Origin of the sequence: Haloferax chudinovii, from assembly GCF_042663345.1 — an archaeon.
In the GTDB taxonomy this organism is placed as follows: domain Archaea; phylum Halobacteriota; class Halobacteria; order Halobacteriales; family Haloferacaceae; genus Haloferax; species Haloferax chudinovii.
The window spans coordinates 101,616-115,640 of the sequence record NZ_JBHTAB010000010.1; the positions used below are offsets into that span (position 1 = coordinate 101,616).

The following is a 14,025-nucleotide window of genomic DNA, read 5'->3' on the forward strand; positions in this document are numbered from 1 at the left end:
AATGAAGCGGCCGCGTCAGTCACAGCCGCCGGCCGACAACTCGCTCGCGTCCTCGTCGAGAAATCGCAACAGCGGCTCGATTTCGTCGAATCGAGGGCCGCGCGTGACGGAACCGCGACGACGGTTCCACTCGACGAAGCCCGCGTCGGCGAGTTTCGGCAGATGGACGTGGAACAGTTCCACCGTCAGTCGGTCGCGGTCGCGGCCGCCACCAACGGCGGCGTCCCGCGTTGCCGCGTCGAGGCGCGCGCGTCGCCGTCGGCGCAGGCTCATCAGCAACTGTCGCCGATGGACGTTCCCGAGCGCGTCGAACGCCTCGTCGAGGCGGGGAGACCCCGCGGCTACCATCCGCGCAACCCCCGTCGGCCCCCAACGGGCGTCGCGCGACGGGCGCGAGACGCCGAGGCAAGGCGTCTCCCGCGAGTCGCCGAACGGTCCCGCTCCGGGCACCCGGTGAGCACCACCCGATACCGGTACCGTCGAGAGCGCGACCAGTCAATCACACGTCCGTACGCCTCTGTGCCGTCGCGGCGCGTCTGAACGGCGTACGGCTGTCGATGTCTGTGTGTGTTCACAACTACGTCCCCCGAGAGTGCATAGCTAGCAAGTCGACATTCTCTTTCTGCTTTCACAGTCCGGTCATTGAAATAGCGCGTCCGGAAACCGACGTTACATATCGTGAACCGAACTGGTCACGAGCGGGTTCTCTCGGTCGGAATGCGAGCGAGGGAAAGTGATTTCCGGCGTCTGAGCGCCGCTTTCGGTGGCTCATGGGAATCGACTGACACGGGAGTTCAATACGGCGGCCGCTGAAGGACAGCCAGTAATGGCCGTAATCGTCGAGTTGACAATCGACTCGGAGAGCTTCGACCTCGGGAGGGTCACCGCCGTGTCGAGCGGCGTCCACATCGAACTAGAGCGCGTCGTCCCGACCGGCGGCGAGGTCATGCCGTTCTTCTGGGCGCACGGCACCGACTTCGAAGCGTTCGAGCGCGCCGTCCGACACAACCGTCTCGTCGACGACCTGACGGCGGTCGCCCGCATCGAAGACCGGGTGCTGTACAAAGTCAACTGGGGCGGGGCCACGTCGAGTCTGACTCGGATACTCACCGACAGCGAGGCGGCGATTCTCGAAGCCCACGGCAACGACCCGTGGCTGTTCCGCCTCCGGTTCAGCGACCACACCGGGTTGACCGAGTTCCACAACCGCTGTCAGGACGAGGACATCGAGTTCCACGTCGAACGCATCTACACTCTCGCGGAAGGCGAGCCGGGCGTCTACAACTTCGACATCACCGACGAACAACAGGAGGCGCTCGTCACCGCCGTCTCCGAGGGCTACTTCGAGGTCCCCCGTCAGACCACGCTCAACGAGGTGGCCGACCGACTCGGAATCAGCCCGCAGGCCGCCTCCGAGCGCGTCCGCCGCGGGGCCGACACCGTCCTGCGGAGGGTGCTGTTGTCGCAGTCGGCGGCCGACTTCTCGTAGCGGGTGACTGCCCGCGCGACGGCGGCCGTCGCTCGCGGCCCGAACGGGGGAGCTATTGGGCCGGCGGGAGTACGCGACGGCGACGCGATGGACAAAGCGACGCTCCGAACGACGGTGTGGGACGACCTCGAATCGTCGGGCGCGGCCCGGTTCCCCTTCCTGCCGCACGGCCGCATCCCGAACTTCGCCGACGCGACGGCGGCCGCCGAACGGCTCGCGGCGACGCCCGAGTGGGCCGCCGCCGACGCGGTGAAGGCCAACCCGGACGCGCCGCAACTCCCCGTCAGGCGGCGGGCGCTCCGCGAGGGGAAGGTCGTCTACATGGCCGTCCCGCGGCTCCGCGACGAGGAGTGTTTCTACGAACTCGACCCCGCGCGCATCGACGACGACCACCTCGACAGCGCGCCGACCGTCTCGCACGTCGAGACCTACGCCGACAAGGTCGGTCCCGACGCCCTACCGCCAATCGACCTCGTCGTCTCGGGGTCGGTCGCCGTCTCGGAGACGGGCGCTCGCGTCGGAAAGGGCGAGGGGTTCAGCGACCTCGAATACGCGGTGTTGCGGGGGCTGGGAGCCGTCTCCGCGGAGACGACCGTGGCGACGACGGTCCACGAGCGACAGGTCCGCGACGACCTGCCCGAGCCGGACGCCCACGACGTGCCGATGGACCTCGTCGTCACCCCCGAACGGCTGGTCCGAACCGAGACCCCGTATCCGCGACCCACGGGCATCGACTGGGGCGCGCTCCCCGACGAGCGGCTCGACGAGATGCCCGTCCTCCGGCAGTTACGCGACGAGTCGGGCGAGTAGCCGAGCCCCTGCTTATTTCACCGCCCGGGTCGACGTGAAGGCGTGCGACTCGTACAGGTGTTGGTGCCGACCGGCAAGCGCGAGGCCGTCCTGCGGACGCTCGACGAGGAGGGCGTCGACTACGCCGTCTCCGAGGAGACCTCGGGGCGCGACTTCGTCGCCGTCGTCACCTTCCCGGTCCCAAAGGAGGCCGTCGAACCGGTGTTGGCGCGGCTCCGCGAGGCGGGCGTCGAGCGCGACGCCTACACCGTCGTCGTCGCCGCCGAGACGGTCGCTTCGAAGCGGTTCGACCAGCTCCGCGAGCAGTACGAAGAAGACGAGGAGAACGGCGACCGCATCGCCCGCGAGGAACTGGCCTCGAAGGCCGCCGAACTCGCGCCGTCGGTTTCGACCTACGTGCTCATGACGGTCATCTCGGCGCTCGTCGCCACCGCGGGCCTGCTTCTCGACTCGCCGGCCGTGGTCGTCGGCTCGATGGTCATCGCCCCGCTCGTCGGCCCCGCGATGTCCGCGAGCGTCGGCACCGTCGTCGACGACGACGAGATGTTCGCCCGCGGGGTTCGCCTGCAGGCGCTCGGCGGCCTCCTCGCGGTCGGCGCGGCCGCCGTCTTCGCGTTCCTGCTCAGGGGGACCGGGGCGGTCCCGCTTTCGGCCGCGGAGGTGCTGTCGATTCCCGAGGTCGACGAGCGCCTCGCGCCCGACGTGCTGTCGCTCGTCATCGCGCTCGGCGCGGGGGCGGCCGGCGCGATTTCGCTCTCCTCGGGGGTCTCGACCGCGCTCGTCGGCGTCATGATAGCCGCCGCGTTGGTCCCGCCGACCGCTGTCGTCGGCATCGGCATCGCGTGGGGCGCGCCCGAGGCCGTCGTCGGCTCGGCCATCCTCGTCCTCGTCAACATCCTCTCTGTCAACTTCGTCGCCATCGGCGTCCTCTGGCAACAGGGCTACCGACCCGAGCGCTGGATTCGTCGCGACGAGGCCCGCCGGGCCACCTTCTTCCGCATCGCCGTCATCGGGGTCGGACTGCTCGTGCTCTCGTCGTTCCTCGGCGCGGTCACCTACACGACCTACCGGAACGCCGACTTCCAAGGCGACGCGCGCGACGCCGTCGAAGACGTGCTCTCGGACACCGACGCCCGACTGCTGTCGATGGAACTGCAGTACGACAGCGGCCCGCTCCGAGAGCCGGACCGCGTCGTCGTGACCGTCGGCTACGACCCGGCATCGGACCCGCCGGTGGTCGAACGCGAACTCACGAGGCGGGTGAACGCCGTCGCCCCCGAACCGCTGTCGCCGTGGGCCGCCGGCGAAATCAACGTCGAAGTGCGCTACGTCGCCGTCGTGGAGTAGGTAACCGGCATTCCGCCCCCGCTTCGAAGGCTACAGTCGCTCTTTGTCTCTAGCGCGGCTTGAATAGCTGAGCCGACGTTCTCGTGGTATGCAACGACGCACGATTGCTCCGATACTCCTCGTCGGCCTCGTCCTCCTCGCGGGCTGTCTCTCGGCACCCCTGCAGGCGACGACCGACGGGGGCACAGACGAGACGAGCGCGACGAACGCGACGACCATCTCCGCGACCGGCACCGGCGAAGTGACCGCCGACGCAGACCTCGCCGTCGTCTCTATCGCCGTGACGACCACCGCTGACTCGGCGGACGACGCCCGCGGCACCGTCGCCGACGACGTGGCCGCCGTCCGCGCGGCCCTCACCGACGCCGGCGTCGCCGATGACGCCATCCAGACGACCGGCTTCAACATCTACCCCGAGTACGACTACAGCGGTCAGGAGCGCGACCTCCTCGGCTACCGCGCCACCCACACCCTCCGCGTCGAGGTCGCCCCCGACCGCGCCGGCGAGGTCATCGACCTCGCGGTCGGTGCCGGTGCCAGCGAAATCCGCGGCGTCGCCTTCACGCTCTCCGACGAGCGGCGGGCCGAACTCCGCGAAGAGGCCCTGACCCGCGCCGTCGACTCGGCGAGGGCCGACGCCGACGCGGTCGCCAGCGCCTCGGGCCTGACCGTCGCGGGCGTCCACACCGCCACCGTCGGCGGGAGCGCCTCGCCCGGCCCGTACCCGGTCGCCTACGCCGAGGACGCCGCTCGTGCCTCCGGGTCGACCGAGCTCTCGCCCGGCCCCGTGACCGTCTCCGCGACCGTCCAGATGGTGTACGAAGCCGAGTAAGCACCCGCGCCCCGCTGACCGAACTCGCGGTTCGACCCACCCCGAGTCCGCCTTCTCCGACACTCACCGCGTAGCCTCGGCTCTCTGGGCTTGCGGCGCGGCGAAAACGACGGACCCCGAAAATCCGCGTCGATTCGATTACTCGTTGCGGGACGGCGGGATGTCGGGTTCGAACCCGATGGCCTCGACCGCGGCATCGAGGACGGCCTCGACGTTCTCGCCCGTCTCGACGCTCATGTAGAGGTCGGCCTCCATGTCGGTCGAGCGGTCGCTCTTGTTACAGACGGTGAGCACCGGGATGTCGCGCTCTTCGAAGCGCGCTTTCACGGCGTCGCGGAGTTCGAGCTGTGACTCGATGGGGTAGCCGCACGCCCCGCTGGCGTCGGCGACGAAGATGACGGCGTCCGCGAGGTGTTCGAGCGCGCTCACGGCCTGCTGTTCGATGTCGTTGCGCTCGTCTTCCGGGCGGTCGAGCAGTCCCGGCGTGTCGATAATCTGATAGCGGATGCGGTCGCGGTCGAAGTGCCCGATTTGGACGCCCTTCGTCGTGAAGGGGTAGCGGGCGATCTCGTTCGACGCGCGGGTCACGTCGTTGACGAACGAGGACTTGCCGACGTTCGGGTAGCCGGCGACGACGATTGCCGGCTCGTCCGGGCGGATGTCGGGGAGGTCCTTCAGGTCGTCGCGCGCCTCGCCGATGCGGAGCAGGTCGTCTTCGACCTCCTCGACGACGCTCGCCATGCGGGCGAACGCCTGCTTTCGGTGCTTGCGCGCGAGGTCGGCGTCCGTCTTGCGGAGCTTCGGCTGGTACTCGCGGGCGATGTTGTCGACCTGCCGGGAGGCCCACATCACTTCCGAGAGGCTCTTTCGAACCTCGTCGACGTCGACGATGGCGTCTGCAAGCTCGTAGTAGAAGGGGTCGACCGTTTCGAAGTCGGGCCACTCGACGACGACGTTTTCGAGGTTGTCCGAGAGGATGTTCGACGCCGTCTGAAGCATCGACTGCTGAGCCTCCAACTTGTTCTGCTTCGCTCGCCCCGTGCGCGCGGCCCGCGAGAAGGCCTTGTCGATGAGTTCGTCCGACCGGGGCGTGGTCGGGAGAGACTCGAAAATCATTGCAGTCCGCTACATGGCCGAGCCGTAAAAGCGCGTCCGTTTGGGGCTCGGCGCTTCGAGCGAGGGATTCGCCGTGCAGGTCTCCCGCACGGTTCGACCGGAAGCGAAGGGGTCGCGGGCGGCCGACGCGGCGGCGGGAGGGACGACACCGCGGCGGCCGGAGAGACGACACCGCGGCGGCGTGAGGGGCGGCCGACGGCGGACGGCCAACGCCCCGCGACCGCCACGAAGTTCTTACCCGCCCGCGGCCTCCCTCGACCCATGACTGACTGGAAGGCGGTCGCCATCGGCTTCGTCGTCATCGTCGTCGTCGGCACGGGCGGACTCGCGCTCCCCGTCGTCGGCCAAATCGGGGCGGGCCTACTCGGCGGCTTCGCGGCGGGCTACCTCGCGGGCGGCACGCTCGGCAACGGCGCGTGGAACGGCCTCGTCGCGGGCTCTATCTCGGGCATCGTCGTGACGCTCCTCGCGGCGCTCCTCGGGAGCCTCGTGGGACTGGCCGGCGGACCGCTGGGCGGACTCCTCGGCGGCGTCGGCGTCCTCGTCGCGGGCGTCGTGCTGACGCTCGTCTTCGCTATCGACAGCGCCGTCGCCGGAGCGGTCGGCGCGTGGGTAAAAGGCTAAGGCTGAGACTGAGACTGAGGGGCGTCGGAACGGGCTACTCGCCGCGTTCGAGGTACTCCCGCTGAATCTCGACGACCTCGGTCGAGTCCGCGCACTCCGCGTACCGGCGGAGCGGCTCCTCGTTGAGTTCGAGGAACGTGTGCCCCCAGTTGAACTTCGAGAGCACGTCTTCGGCCCGCGGTTTCTCGCCGAAGATGACGAGCGCGGCGGCTATCGCCTCGACGGTCGTCAGTTGCATCGGGCGGCCGAAGTTCACGGGGTTGGCGGCGACGAGATACGGGAGCGCGCGGTGCTCGCCGGGGAGCGAGAACATGGCCTCGCCGGCCGACTCCCACGAGCAGTCGAGCGCGACGAGCGCGCCGGTGTCCGCGTCGGCGGGCGACAGCGCCCTGTCGGCGTGAGGGTTGAGCACGACGCCGTAGGGGGTCTCGCGGTCGGAGCCGTGGAGGACGGCCATGTCGAAGCGTTCGAGCTTCTTCGCCGTGCACTTCTTCGGGTCGTCGTCGCCCTCGTATCGAACGTGCAGGTCCACATCCGGGGTACGCGACTGGCCGAGAAAAGCGTCCCGAACGCGGTGTCGGCGCGCGCGGCGCGTTCGACAGACGAGCCGAACCGGCGTCGGATTCTTCCCGTCGGCCGACGAAGAAAGCGCGTGCATCCCGACGCGACGTATCTGGCCCGGCAGTACTACACGGCGCTCGACCACCACGGATACGACATGCTTCGGAACCTCCTCGAACCGGGATTCGTCCAACACCGCGGCGACATGACGCTCTCGGGGCGCGAGGAGTTCGTCACGTTCATGCGGGACGACCGGCCGCGGAAGGACACGCGACACGTCATCGAGCGCTACATCCAGTCGAAGTCCGACGACGAAATCGTCGTCCGCGGCCACCTCGAAGACCGCGACGGCGACGAGCTGTTCGTCTTCCTCGACCGGTTTCGGGCGCGCGACGGGAAGCTCTCGGAGCTGAAGACGTTCGTCAAGTCGTCGACGGCGAACTGACGGGAGGAGACGCGGGAGACAGGGAGCGTGAGACGCGACAAGCGCGGTGGCGGCGGCGTCGGTCGCTCAGTCCTTCTTGCCGGCACCGACCGCGGCCTCGCCGACGGGCTCGTGGCCCTCGATGACCTCGCGGCCGCCCATGTAGGGCTGGAGCGGTTCGGGCACGTCGACCGTGCCGTCCTCGTTTTGGTAGTATTCGAGGAGCGCGACCATGACGCGGCCGACGGCCGTGCCCGACGCGTTGAGCGTGTGGAGGTACTCCGCCGACTCGTGGCGCTCGGGGCGGTAGCGGAGGCCGGCGCGGCGCGCCTGGAAGTCTTCGAAGTTCGAGGCCGACGACACTTCCAGCCAGCGGCCGCCGAGGTCGTCGGGGCTGTCCTCGGACTCCGTGCCGGGGGCCCACACTTCGAGGTCGTAAGTCTTCGCCGACGCGAAGGTGAGGTCGCCGGTGCAAAGCGAGAGGACGCGGTACGGCAGGCCGAGGCGGTCGAGCACTTCGGCGGCCTCGTCGACGAGCGCGTCGAGCCGGTCGTACGACTCGTCGGGCTCGACGAAGTTGACGAGTTCCACCTTGTTGAACTGGTGGACGCGGACGATGCCGCGGGTCTCGGTGCCGTGTTCGCCCGCCTCGCGCCGGAAGTTCGGCGTGTACGCCTGATGCTTCAGCGGGAGGTCGTCCTTCAGGAGAATCTCGTCGCGGTACATGTTCGTGACCGGGACCTCCGCGGTGGGACAGAGCCACAGGTCGTCGTCCTCGTAGTCCTCGGTCTCCGAGCCGCCGATTCGGTAGGCGTCCTCGGCGAACTTCGGGAGCTGGCCGGTGCCCTCCATCGAGGTGGTCTTGACCGGAATCGGCGGGAACAGGTCGACGTACTCCTGTTCGCGGTGGACGTCGAGCATGAACTGCACGAGCGCGTGTTCGAGCATCGCGCCCTCGCCTTTCAGGAAGTAGAAGCCCGAGCCGGTGGTCTTGGCCGCGCGGCCCTCGTCGATGATGTCGAGTTCCTCGCCGAGGTCGTAGTGCGGCGTCACCTCGTCGGGAAGCTCGCGGCGGTCGTCGAAGCCGACGCGGCGGACCTCCTCGTTGTCGGCCTCGTCGGCCCCGACGGGGACCGACTCGTGGGGGAGGTTCGGAAGCTCCATGAGCGCCTCGTCGAGTTCCGCTTCGAGCTCGTCGGCGCGGGCTTCGAGCTCCCGTAACTCCGTCTTGAGTTCGCCCGAGCGGTCGATGGCCGCCTGTGCCTCCTCGTCTTTGCCCTCCTGTTTCAGCTGGCCGATCTGCTGGCTGACCTCGTTGCGCTCGTGGCGGAGGGTGTCGCCCTCGGCCTTCAGCGAGCGCCACTCGTCGTACACGTCGAGGACGCGGTCGATGTCCACGCCCTCCATGTTACGGGCGGCGAGCGCGTCGCGAACTCGCTCCGGCTCGTCGCGGAGCAGTTGCCTGTCAATCATTGGGCTGTGGTTTCCGGGCGGGCGGGAAAATCGTATCGCATCGCCGAGGGTCGGGGGCGGGAACGCGGTGGGAACGCGGCGAAAAAGCGACGGGCGAATGCGACGAATCAGCGGCGAGCGAACGCGGCGAAACGGCGTCGAAAGGACGCGACCGAACCGCGGTGAGAGCGGCCGCCGCGGTCGGGAGCCGACGGACTGACTACCAGAGGAACGCCGGCCAGACGAACTGGAAGAGGAACCAGATGAGGACCGTCAGCACGCCGGTCATCACGACGTTGAGGACGGTCCCGGCCCGCATCATGTGCGACTGCTTGATGTGGCCGCTCCCGAAGACGATGGCGTTCGGGGGCGTCGCAACCGGCAGGGCGAACGCGAACGAGGCCGCGATGGCCCCGCTGACCGCGAGGAACACCGCCGCGGAGACCTCGGTGAGGCCGAGCGTCGTCGCGAAGATGCTCCCGATGCCGATGAGCACGGGGACGATGATGGTCGCCGTCGCGGTGTTCGAGGTCATCTCCGTGAGGAAGATGACGAGAAGCACGATAGCGCCGACGACGAGGATGATGGGCGCGCCGGTCAAAGAGCCGAAGACGGCCTCGGCGAGCCACCGCGTCGCGCCCGTGGAGGCGAACGCGTCGGCCAGCGAGATGCCGCCGCCGAAGAGGAGAATCGTCCCCCAGTCGATGTCGACCAGTTCGTCCCACTCCATCGTGTCCGCGAGGACGAGCGCCGGGATGGAGACCATCCCGACCATCACGTAGTACAGGAGGCCCTGATGGCCCTCGACGCCGAGGAGCGTCATGCCCTCGCCGGTGCCGAACAGGGTGTTGAACACCGGGTCCGAGAGGACGCCCTCGAACGCGAGGTCGAGGCCGCCGACGACCCACAGCCCGGCGGTGGCGGCGAAGATGTACGCGACCCGGCGGCCGCGGGTCGAGAGCGCGCCCTCCTCGGCGAGGTACTCGCGCGCCTGTTCGCGGGCACCCTCCACGTCGTCGACCTCGGGCGGGTAGAAGCGGAACGTGAGGAGGTACCAGACGATGGGGAGCGTGATGGCGACGATTGGGAGGCCGACGAGGAGCCACTCGGCGAAGCCGATGTCGTAGCCGAGCAACGCGTTGAGCTGGGTGGCGACGACCGCGTTCGGCGGCGTGCCGATGAGGGTGCCGACCCCGCCGACGCTCGCGGCGTAGGCGGTGCCGAGGAGCGTCGCTATCTGCATGTTCGAGAAGGAGCCCTCGGCGGCGTCGGCCTCGTAGACCTCCTCGCGGCCGAGCACCTGCGCGAGGACGCCGAGCGCAATGGGCGTCATCATCGCCGTCGTCGCGGTGTTCGAGACCCACATCGACAGGAACGCCGTGGCGAGCATGATGGCGAGGATGAGTCGCCGCGGCGACGACCCCATGACGGCCATGAGCCACAGCGCGATGCGGCGGTCGATGTTGTACTTCTGGAGCGCGTTCGCCAGCATGAAGCCGGCGATGAAGAGGAAGATGAGATGGTCGGCGAAGCCGGCGAGCGCCGGGTCGATGTCGCCGTAGACGCCGTAGGCCGTGAGCAACACCGGTATCGACAGCGCCGTCACCGCGAGGGGGAGCGCGCCGGACACCCAGAGGATGCCGGCGAACACCATCGTCGCTAATGCGTACTGACCCCGCGTCGAAAGCCCCTCCAGCGACGGCCCGAAGGCCAGCGCGAGGGACGCGACGAGCGCGAGCGTGAAGACGGCGAATCGTCCGCGAGCAGTCTTTGTAACACCGCGTATCATTGATACACGCTATCTCTAACGATAGTCTTACTTAATTATTTTCAATACGGTAGCGAATGGCGGTATATCGGTGTCGACAGCCGCGTTCCCGTCGGAATCAGCAGACAGAAGCGAGGTTTCGCGCGCGTCTCGACGCGAATTAAAACTGTTCGACGAGCGTTCGGACCTGTCGGTCGTCGAGTTCCGCGGCGTACAGCGAGAGCAGGGCGCGGCGGCGCGACCGCGAGAGGCCGCGGCTCCCGGATTCGAGCATGGAGACGTGCGCCTGCATGAGGTCGTCGACGGCGCGCTCGACGGCCCGCTGGTTGTAGCCGGCGGCGACTCTGAGCAGTCGCCACGCCATCGGCGAGACGTCCGCGATGTCGACGTCCGGGAGCGGGTCGCCGCCCTGTTCGGACATGGAGACGGCTTTGCGGTCGCCCGTAATCAACGTGGGGGGTCGGGCGACCGAACGCTTTTCTTCCCCGGAGACGGGCGTCAACTATGGCTATTGGCGACGTCGAACCCGTCCCGGACAGCACGGACCTCTACTACGTCGACAGCGGCATGTACGAGGTGGAGAAGTACGGCTCGGTCTACCTCGTCGACGCCGAGAACCCGGCGCTCATCGACACCGGCATCGCCGCCGACAGGGAGGCGGTCTTCGGGATGCTCGACGAGGTCGGCGTCGACGACCTCGCGTACATCCTGCCGACGCACGTCCATCTCGACCACGCGGGCGGCGCGGGCTACCTCGCCGAGCGCTACCCCGACGCGACCGTCATGACCCACGAACTCGGCGCGCCGCACCTCGTGGACCCCTCGCGGCTCATCGAGGGCACGAAGGCGGCGGTCGAAGACCAGTGGCGGTTCTACGACGAACCGCTCCCAATCGAGGAGGACCGCGTCGCGGGCCTCACCGACGGTGACGAAATCGACCTCGGCGACCGGACGCTCACGGTCCACCACGCGCCCGGCCACGCGCCGCATCAGGTGATGTTCCACGACGACGGCGACGACGTGCTGTTCGTCGGCGACGCGCTGGGCATCTGGGAGCCGAGGTCGCGGACGCTCCGCCAGACCTCGCCGCCCTCGCAGTTCCACCTCCAGAAGGCGCTCGACGACGTGCGGACCATCGAGGATATCGACCCCGAGACGGTCTGTTTCGGCCACTTCGGTCCGAGGCCCTACGACGCCGACCTCGCCGAGGCGTACAAGCGCGTCCTCGTGGAGTGGGTCGAGGCCATCCGACAGAAGCGGGCTGAACTCGGCGACGACGAGGCCGTCATCGACCACTTCGTCGAGCACACCCAGATGGACGAGGTGTGGGGCGCGCGGAAGGCCCGCGACGAAGAGCGCCTGAACACCCGCGGCGTGCTCGGCTACCTCGACTACGTCGGCGACGACGACTGACGCGACCGGAGCCACAATCAACGTGTCCCCGCGGTACTGCGGGTTTTCAACAGACATCACGTACATAGTTTTTAGATGTTGAATTATTACTAACAGAACATGGACTGGCGGGACGCGGAGGCGGCGTTCGACGACCCGGTCATCGAGCGGTCGACCCTCCCACGGATGTTCGAGGCGAGCGCGTCGCGGAACGCCTCGCGAGTCGCACAGCGATACAAAGGCGGCGTCTACCGGCGGTCGCTGGTCGCCGAAGGCGTCGTCCCGGCGGCCCCCGACGGCGACTACGCCGACCTGACTTACGAGGAGATGCGAGGCGTCGTCCACCGTCTCGCGGCCGGGTTCCGCGACCTCGGCATCGAGTGCGGCGACCGGGTCGGTATCCTCTCGCACACGCGCATGGAGTGGGCGCAGACGGACTTCGCGGTCCTCGGCGCGGGCGGCGTCGTCACCACGGTGTACACCTCGTCGTCGGAGCGACAGACGCAGTACCTGCTTTCCGACCCCGGTGCGGACGCCGTCGTGGTCGAAAACGGGGAGCTACTGGAGCGCGTGCTCGCCGTCGAAGACGAGCTGGAACTCCGCTTTATCGTCGTCGTGGACGAGTACGACGGCCACGACGACCGCGAGGACGTGCTGACGCTCGGCGAGCTCTCCCGCCGCGGGGAGGAAGTGTACGACGAGGCGGCCTCCGAGTCGTGGCTGGACGAACGCGAGCCCGACGACCTCGCCAGCCTCATCTACACCTCGGGGACGACGGGCCAGCCGAAAGGCGTCCAACTCACCCACTGGAACTTCCGGTCGAACGTCAACGAGAGCTATCGGCGGTTCGGTCCCCGCCCGGACAAAGGCGACACGCCGGTCATCGGTCCCGACTCGGTGACGCTTTCGTTCCTGCCGCTGGCGCACGTCTTCGAGCGCATGGCCGGGCATTTCATGATGTTCGCGGCGGGCGCGACCGTCGCCTACGCCGAGAGTCCCGACACGCTCCGCGAGGACTTCCAGCTGGTCCGGCCGACGACCGGGACGAGCGTCCCCCGGGTGTACGAGAAGCTGTACGACGCGATTCGGGCGGAGGCCGGCGAGTCACCCGTCAAAAAGCGCGTCTTCGAGTGGGCCGTCGGCGTCGGGCAGGCGTACCACACGACCGACGCGCCGGGCTACCTGCTCACCGCGAAACACCGCCTCGCCGACCGCCTCGTGTTCGGGCAGGTGCGCGAGGCCCTCGGCGGCAACCTCGACTTTTTCATCAGCGGCGGCGGGAGCCTCTCGGCCGAGCTGTGCGCGCTCTACCACGCGATGGGCCTCCCGATTTACGAGGGCTACGGCCTCACTGAGACCTCGCCGGTCATCTCGGTCAATCCCCCCGAGGAGCCGAAAATCGGCACCATCGGCTACCCGCTTCGGACCGTCGAGACGAGACTCGACACGACCGTCGTCGGCGACCGGCTCGGCGACGCGGGCGGCGAGGTGGGCGAACTGCTCGTCCGCGGGCCGAGCGTCACCGAGGGCTACTGGAACGACCCCGAGGAGACCGAGGCGGCGTTCGTCGCGGGCGACGAGGGCGACGAGGGCGGACGGTGGTTCCGCACCGGCGACGTGGTCGAACGCCGGCCCGACGGCTACATCGCCTTCCGCGAGCGCGCCAAGCAGATTCTCGTCCTCTCGACGGGCAAGAACGTCGCCCCCGGTCCCATCGAGGACGCCTTCGCCTCCTCGCCGGTGGTCGAGCAGTGCATGGTCCTCGGCGACGGCCGCAAGTTCGTCTCGGCGCTCATCGTCCCCAGCTTCGACGGCCTGCGGGAGTGGGCCGACGAGGAGGGCATCGACCTCCCGGACGACCCGAACGCCGTCTGCCGCGACGACCGGGTGTCCGAGCGCATCGAGGCCGAGGTGGCGGCGGCCAACGAGAGCTTCGAGTCCTACGAGCGAATCAAGCAGTTCCGCGTCGTCCCCGAGGAGTTCTCCGAGGGCAACGACCTGATGACGCCGACGATGAAGAAAAAGCGCCGGAACATCCTCGACCGCTACGCCGACGAGGTATCGCTCATCTACGACGAGGACCGCCGGGCCGAAGAGCGGCGGAGCCGCGGCCGGGACGCGACCCGGTGAAAATCTGACACCCTACACTTTTTCGTGGTTTTTGCGGGCATACGTATTCACAAGGCCGCGGAAATACCGCCCGAGATGTA

Annotated in this window: 14 protein-coding genes; 8 read left to right on the forward strand and 6 right to left on the reverse strand. The window is 68.4% G+C overall.

The annotated features are described in order from the left end of the window. Positions 1–15: 15 nt before the first annotated feature. Positions 16–450, reverse strand: a complete 435-nt coding sequence (locus tag ACFQI8_RS16080) for a DUF7344 domain-containing protein (protein WP_390246542.1) — start codon at positions 448–450, stop codon at positions 16–18. A gap of 376 nt (positions 451–826) precedes the next feature. Here ACFQI8_RS16080 and ACFQI8_RS16085 point away from each other — a divergent pair, with 376 nt between their 5' ends. The 4 genes from ACFQI8_RS16085 to ACFQI8_RS16100 all read left to right on the forward strand — a co-directional run bounded on the left by ACFQI8_RS16085 (position 827) and on the right by ACFQI8_RS16100 (position 4,478). Further along, positions 827–1,489 (forward strand): helix-turn-helix domain-containing protein, encoded by a 663-nt coding sequence (locus ACFQI8_RS16085; protein WP_390246544.1) that lies wholly within the window; start codon positions 827–829, stop codon positions 1,487–1,489. An 87-nt stretch (positions 1,490–1,576) separates the two neighbouring features. Further along, the gene (locus tag ACFQI8_RS16090) at positions 1,577–2,299 is read left to right on the forward strand and encodes a 5-formyltetrahydrofolate cyclo-ligase (protein ID WP_390246546.1); all 723 of its coding nucleotides are present in this window, start codon (positions 1,577–1,579) and stop codon (positions 2,297–2,299) included. A 42-nt stretch (positions 2,300–2,341) separates the two neighbouring features. Then, positions 2,342–3,646: a TIGR00341 family protein gene (locus ACFQI8_RS16095; protein ID WP_390246548.1), complete on the forward strand. Its 1,305-nt coding sequence runs from the start codon at positions 2,342–2,344 to the stop codon at positions 3,644–3,646. Between the two features lie 88 nt (positions 3,647–3,734). After that, positions 3,735–4,478, forward strand: coding sequence for an SIMPL domain-containing protein (locus ACFQI8_RS16100; protein ID WP_390246550.1), 744 nt, complete (start codon positions 3,735–3,737; stop codon positions 4,476–4,478). Positions 4,479–4,616: 138 nt separating this feature from the next. Here the strand turns inward: ACFQI8_RS16100 and ACFQI8_RS16105 are convergent, their stop codons facing one another. Then, on the reverse strand, positions 4,617–5,594 hold the full coding sequence (locus ACFQI8_RS16105) for an NOG1 family protein (RefSeq protein ID WP_390246552.1): 978 nt from the start codon (positions 5,592–5,594) through the stop codon (positions 4,617–4,619). A 261-nt stretch (positions 5,595–5,855) separates the two neighbouring features. Here ACFQI8_RS16105 and ACFQI8_RS16110 point away from each other — a divergent pair, with 261 nt between their 5' ends. Further along, positions 5,856–6,218 carry a DUF5518 domain-containing protein gene (locus ACFQI8_RS16110; protein ID WP_390246554.1) on the forward strand — a complete coding sequence of 121 codons (363 nt, stop codon included), beginning with the start codon at positions 5,856–5,858 and terminating at the stop codon, positions 6,216–6,218. A 34-nt stretch (positions 6,219–6,252) separates the two neighbouring features. Here ACFQI8_RS16110 and ACFQI8_RS16115 read toward each other — a convergent pair whose 3' ends face one another. Further along, positions 6,253–6,750 (reverse strand): DUF367 family protein, encoded by a 498-nt coding sequence (locus ACFQI8_RS16115; RefSeq protein ID WP_390246556.1) that lies wholly within the window; start codon positions 6,748–6,750, stop codon positions 6,253–6,255. 120 nt (positions 6,751–6,870) lie between these two features. Between ACFQI8_RS16115 and ACFQI8_RS16120 the strand changes: the two genes are divergently transcribed. Continuing rightward, entirely contained in the window at positions 6,871–7,224 is a 354-nt protein-coding gene (locus ACFQI8_RS16120) for a nuclear transport factor 2 family protein (RefSeq protein WP_390246558.1), read from the forward strand. Positions 7,225–7,290: 66 nt separating this feature from the next. On the opposite strand, the gene serS is transcribed toward ACFQI8_RS16120, so the two are convergent. The 3 genes from serS to ACFQI8_RS16135 form a co-directional block, all read right to left on the reverse strand. Continuing rightward, positions 7,291–8,676, reverse strand: a complete 1,386-nt coding sequence (serS, locus tag ACFQI8_RS16125) for a serine--tRNA ligase (protein ID WP_390246560.1) — start codon at positions 8,674–8,676, stop codon at positions 7,291–7,293. A 199-nt stretch (positions 8,677–8,875) separates the two neighbouring features. Beyond that, the gene (locus ACFQI8_RS16130) at positions 8,876–10,444 is read right to left on the reverse strand and encodes an SLC13 family permease (RefSeq protein WP_390246562.1); all 1,569 of its coding nucleotides are present in this window, start codon (positions 10,442–10,444) and stop codon (positions 8,876–8,878) included. 139 nt (positions 10,445–10,583) lie between these two features. After that, positions 10,584–10,844 carry a hypothetical protein gene (locus ACFQI8_RS16135; protein ID WP_390246564.1) on the reverse strand — a complete coding sequence of 87 codons (261 nt, stop codon included), beginning with the start codon at positions 10,842–10,844 and terminating at the stop codon, positions 10,584–10,586. A gap of 83 nt (positions 10,845–10,927) precedes the next feature. On the opposite strand from ACFQI8_RS16135, the gene ACFQI8_RS16140 reads away from it, so the two are divergent. Continuing rightward, positions 10,928–11,836 carry an MBL fold metallo-hydrolase gene (locus tag ACFQI8_RS16140; RefSeq protein WP_390246566.1) on the forward strand — a complete coding sequence of 303 codons (909 nt, stop codon included), beginning with the start codon at positions 10,928–10,930 and terminating at the stop codon, positions 11,834–11,836. A 99-nt stretch (positions 11,837–11,935) separates the two neighbouring features. Further along, complete coding sequence (locus ACFQI8_RS16145) at positions 11,936–13,945, forward strand: AMP-dependent synthetase/ligase (protein WP_390246568.1); 2,010 nt, start codon at positions 11,936–11,938, stop codon at positions 13,943–13,945. Positions 13,946–14,025 lie beyond the last annotated feature (80 nt).

What these genes read in the sequence shown, in the direction of transcription:
- ACFQI8_RS16085 (WP_390246544.1), top strand. Translation starts at nt 827, where the DNA reads ATGGCCGTAATCGTCGAGTTGACAATCGACTCGGAGAGCTTCGACCTC.
- ACFQI8_RS16090 (WP_390246546.1), top strand. Translation starts at nt 1,577, where the DNA reads ATGGACAAAGCGACGCTCCGAACGACGGTGTGGGACGACCTCGAATCG.
- ACFQI8_RS16100 (WP_390246550.1), top strand. Translation starts at nt 3,735, where the DNA reads ATGCAACGACGCACGATTGCTCCGATACTCCTCGTCGGCCTCGTCCTC.
- ACFQI8_RS16105 (WP_390246552.1), bottom strand. Translation starts at nt 5,594, where the DNA reads ATGATTTTCGAGTCTCTCCCGACCACGCCCCGGTCGGACGAACTCATC.
- ACFQI8_RS16110 (WP_390246554.1), top strand. Translation starts at nt 5,856, where the DNA reads ATGACTGACTGGAAGGCGGTCGCCATCGGCTTCGTCGTCATCGTCGTC.
- serS (WP_390246560.1), bottom strand. Translation starts at nt 8,676, where the DNA reads ATGATTGACAGGCAACTGCTCCGCGACGAGCCGGAGCGAGTTCGCGAC.
- ACFQI8_RS16130 (WP_390246562.1), bottom strand. Translation starts at nt 10,444, where the DNA reads ATGATACGCGGTGTTACAAAGACTGCTCGCGGACGATTCGCCGTCTTC.
- ACFQI8_RS16135 (WP_390246564.1), bottom strand. Translation starts at nt 10,844, where the DNA reads ATGTCCGAACAGGGCGGCGACCCGCTCCCGGACGTCGACATCGCGGAC.
- ACFQI8_RS16140 (WP_390246566.1), top strand. Translation starts at nt 10,928, where the DNA reads ATGGCTATTGGCGACGTCGAACCCGTCCCGGACAGCACGGACCTCTAC.
- ACFQI8_RS16145 (WP_390246568.1), top strand. Translation starts at nt 11,936, where the DNA reads ATGGACTGGCGGGACGCGGAGGCGGCGTTCGACGACCCGGTCATCGAG.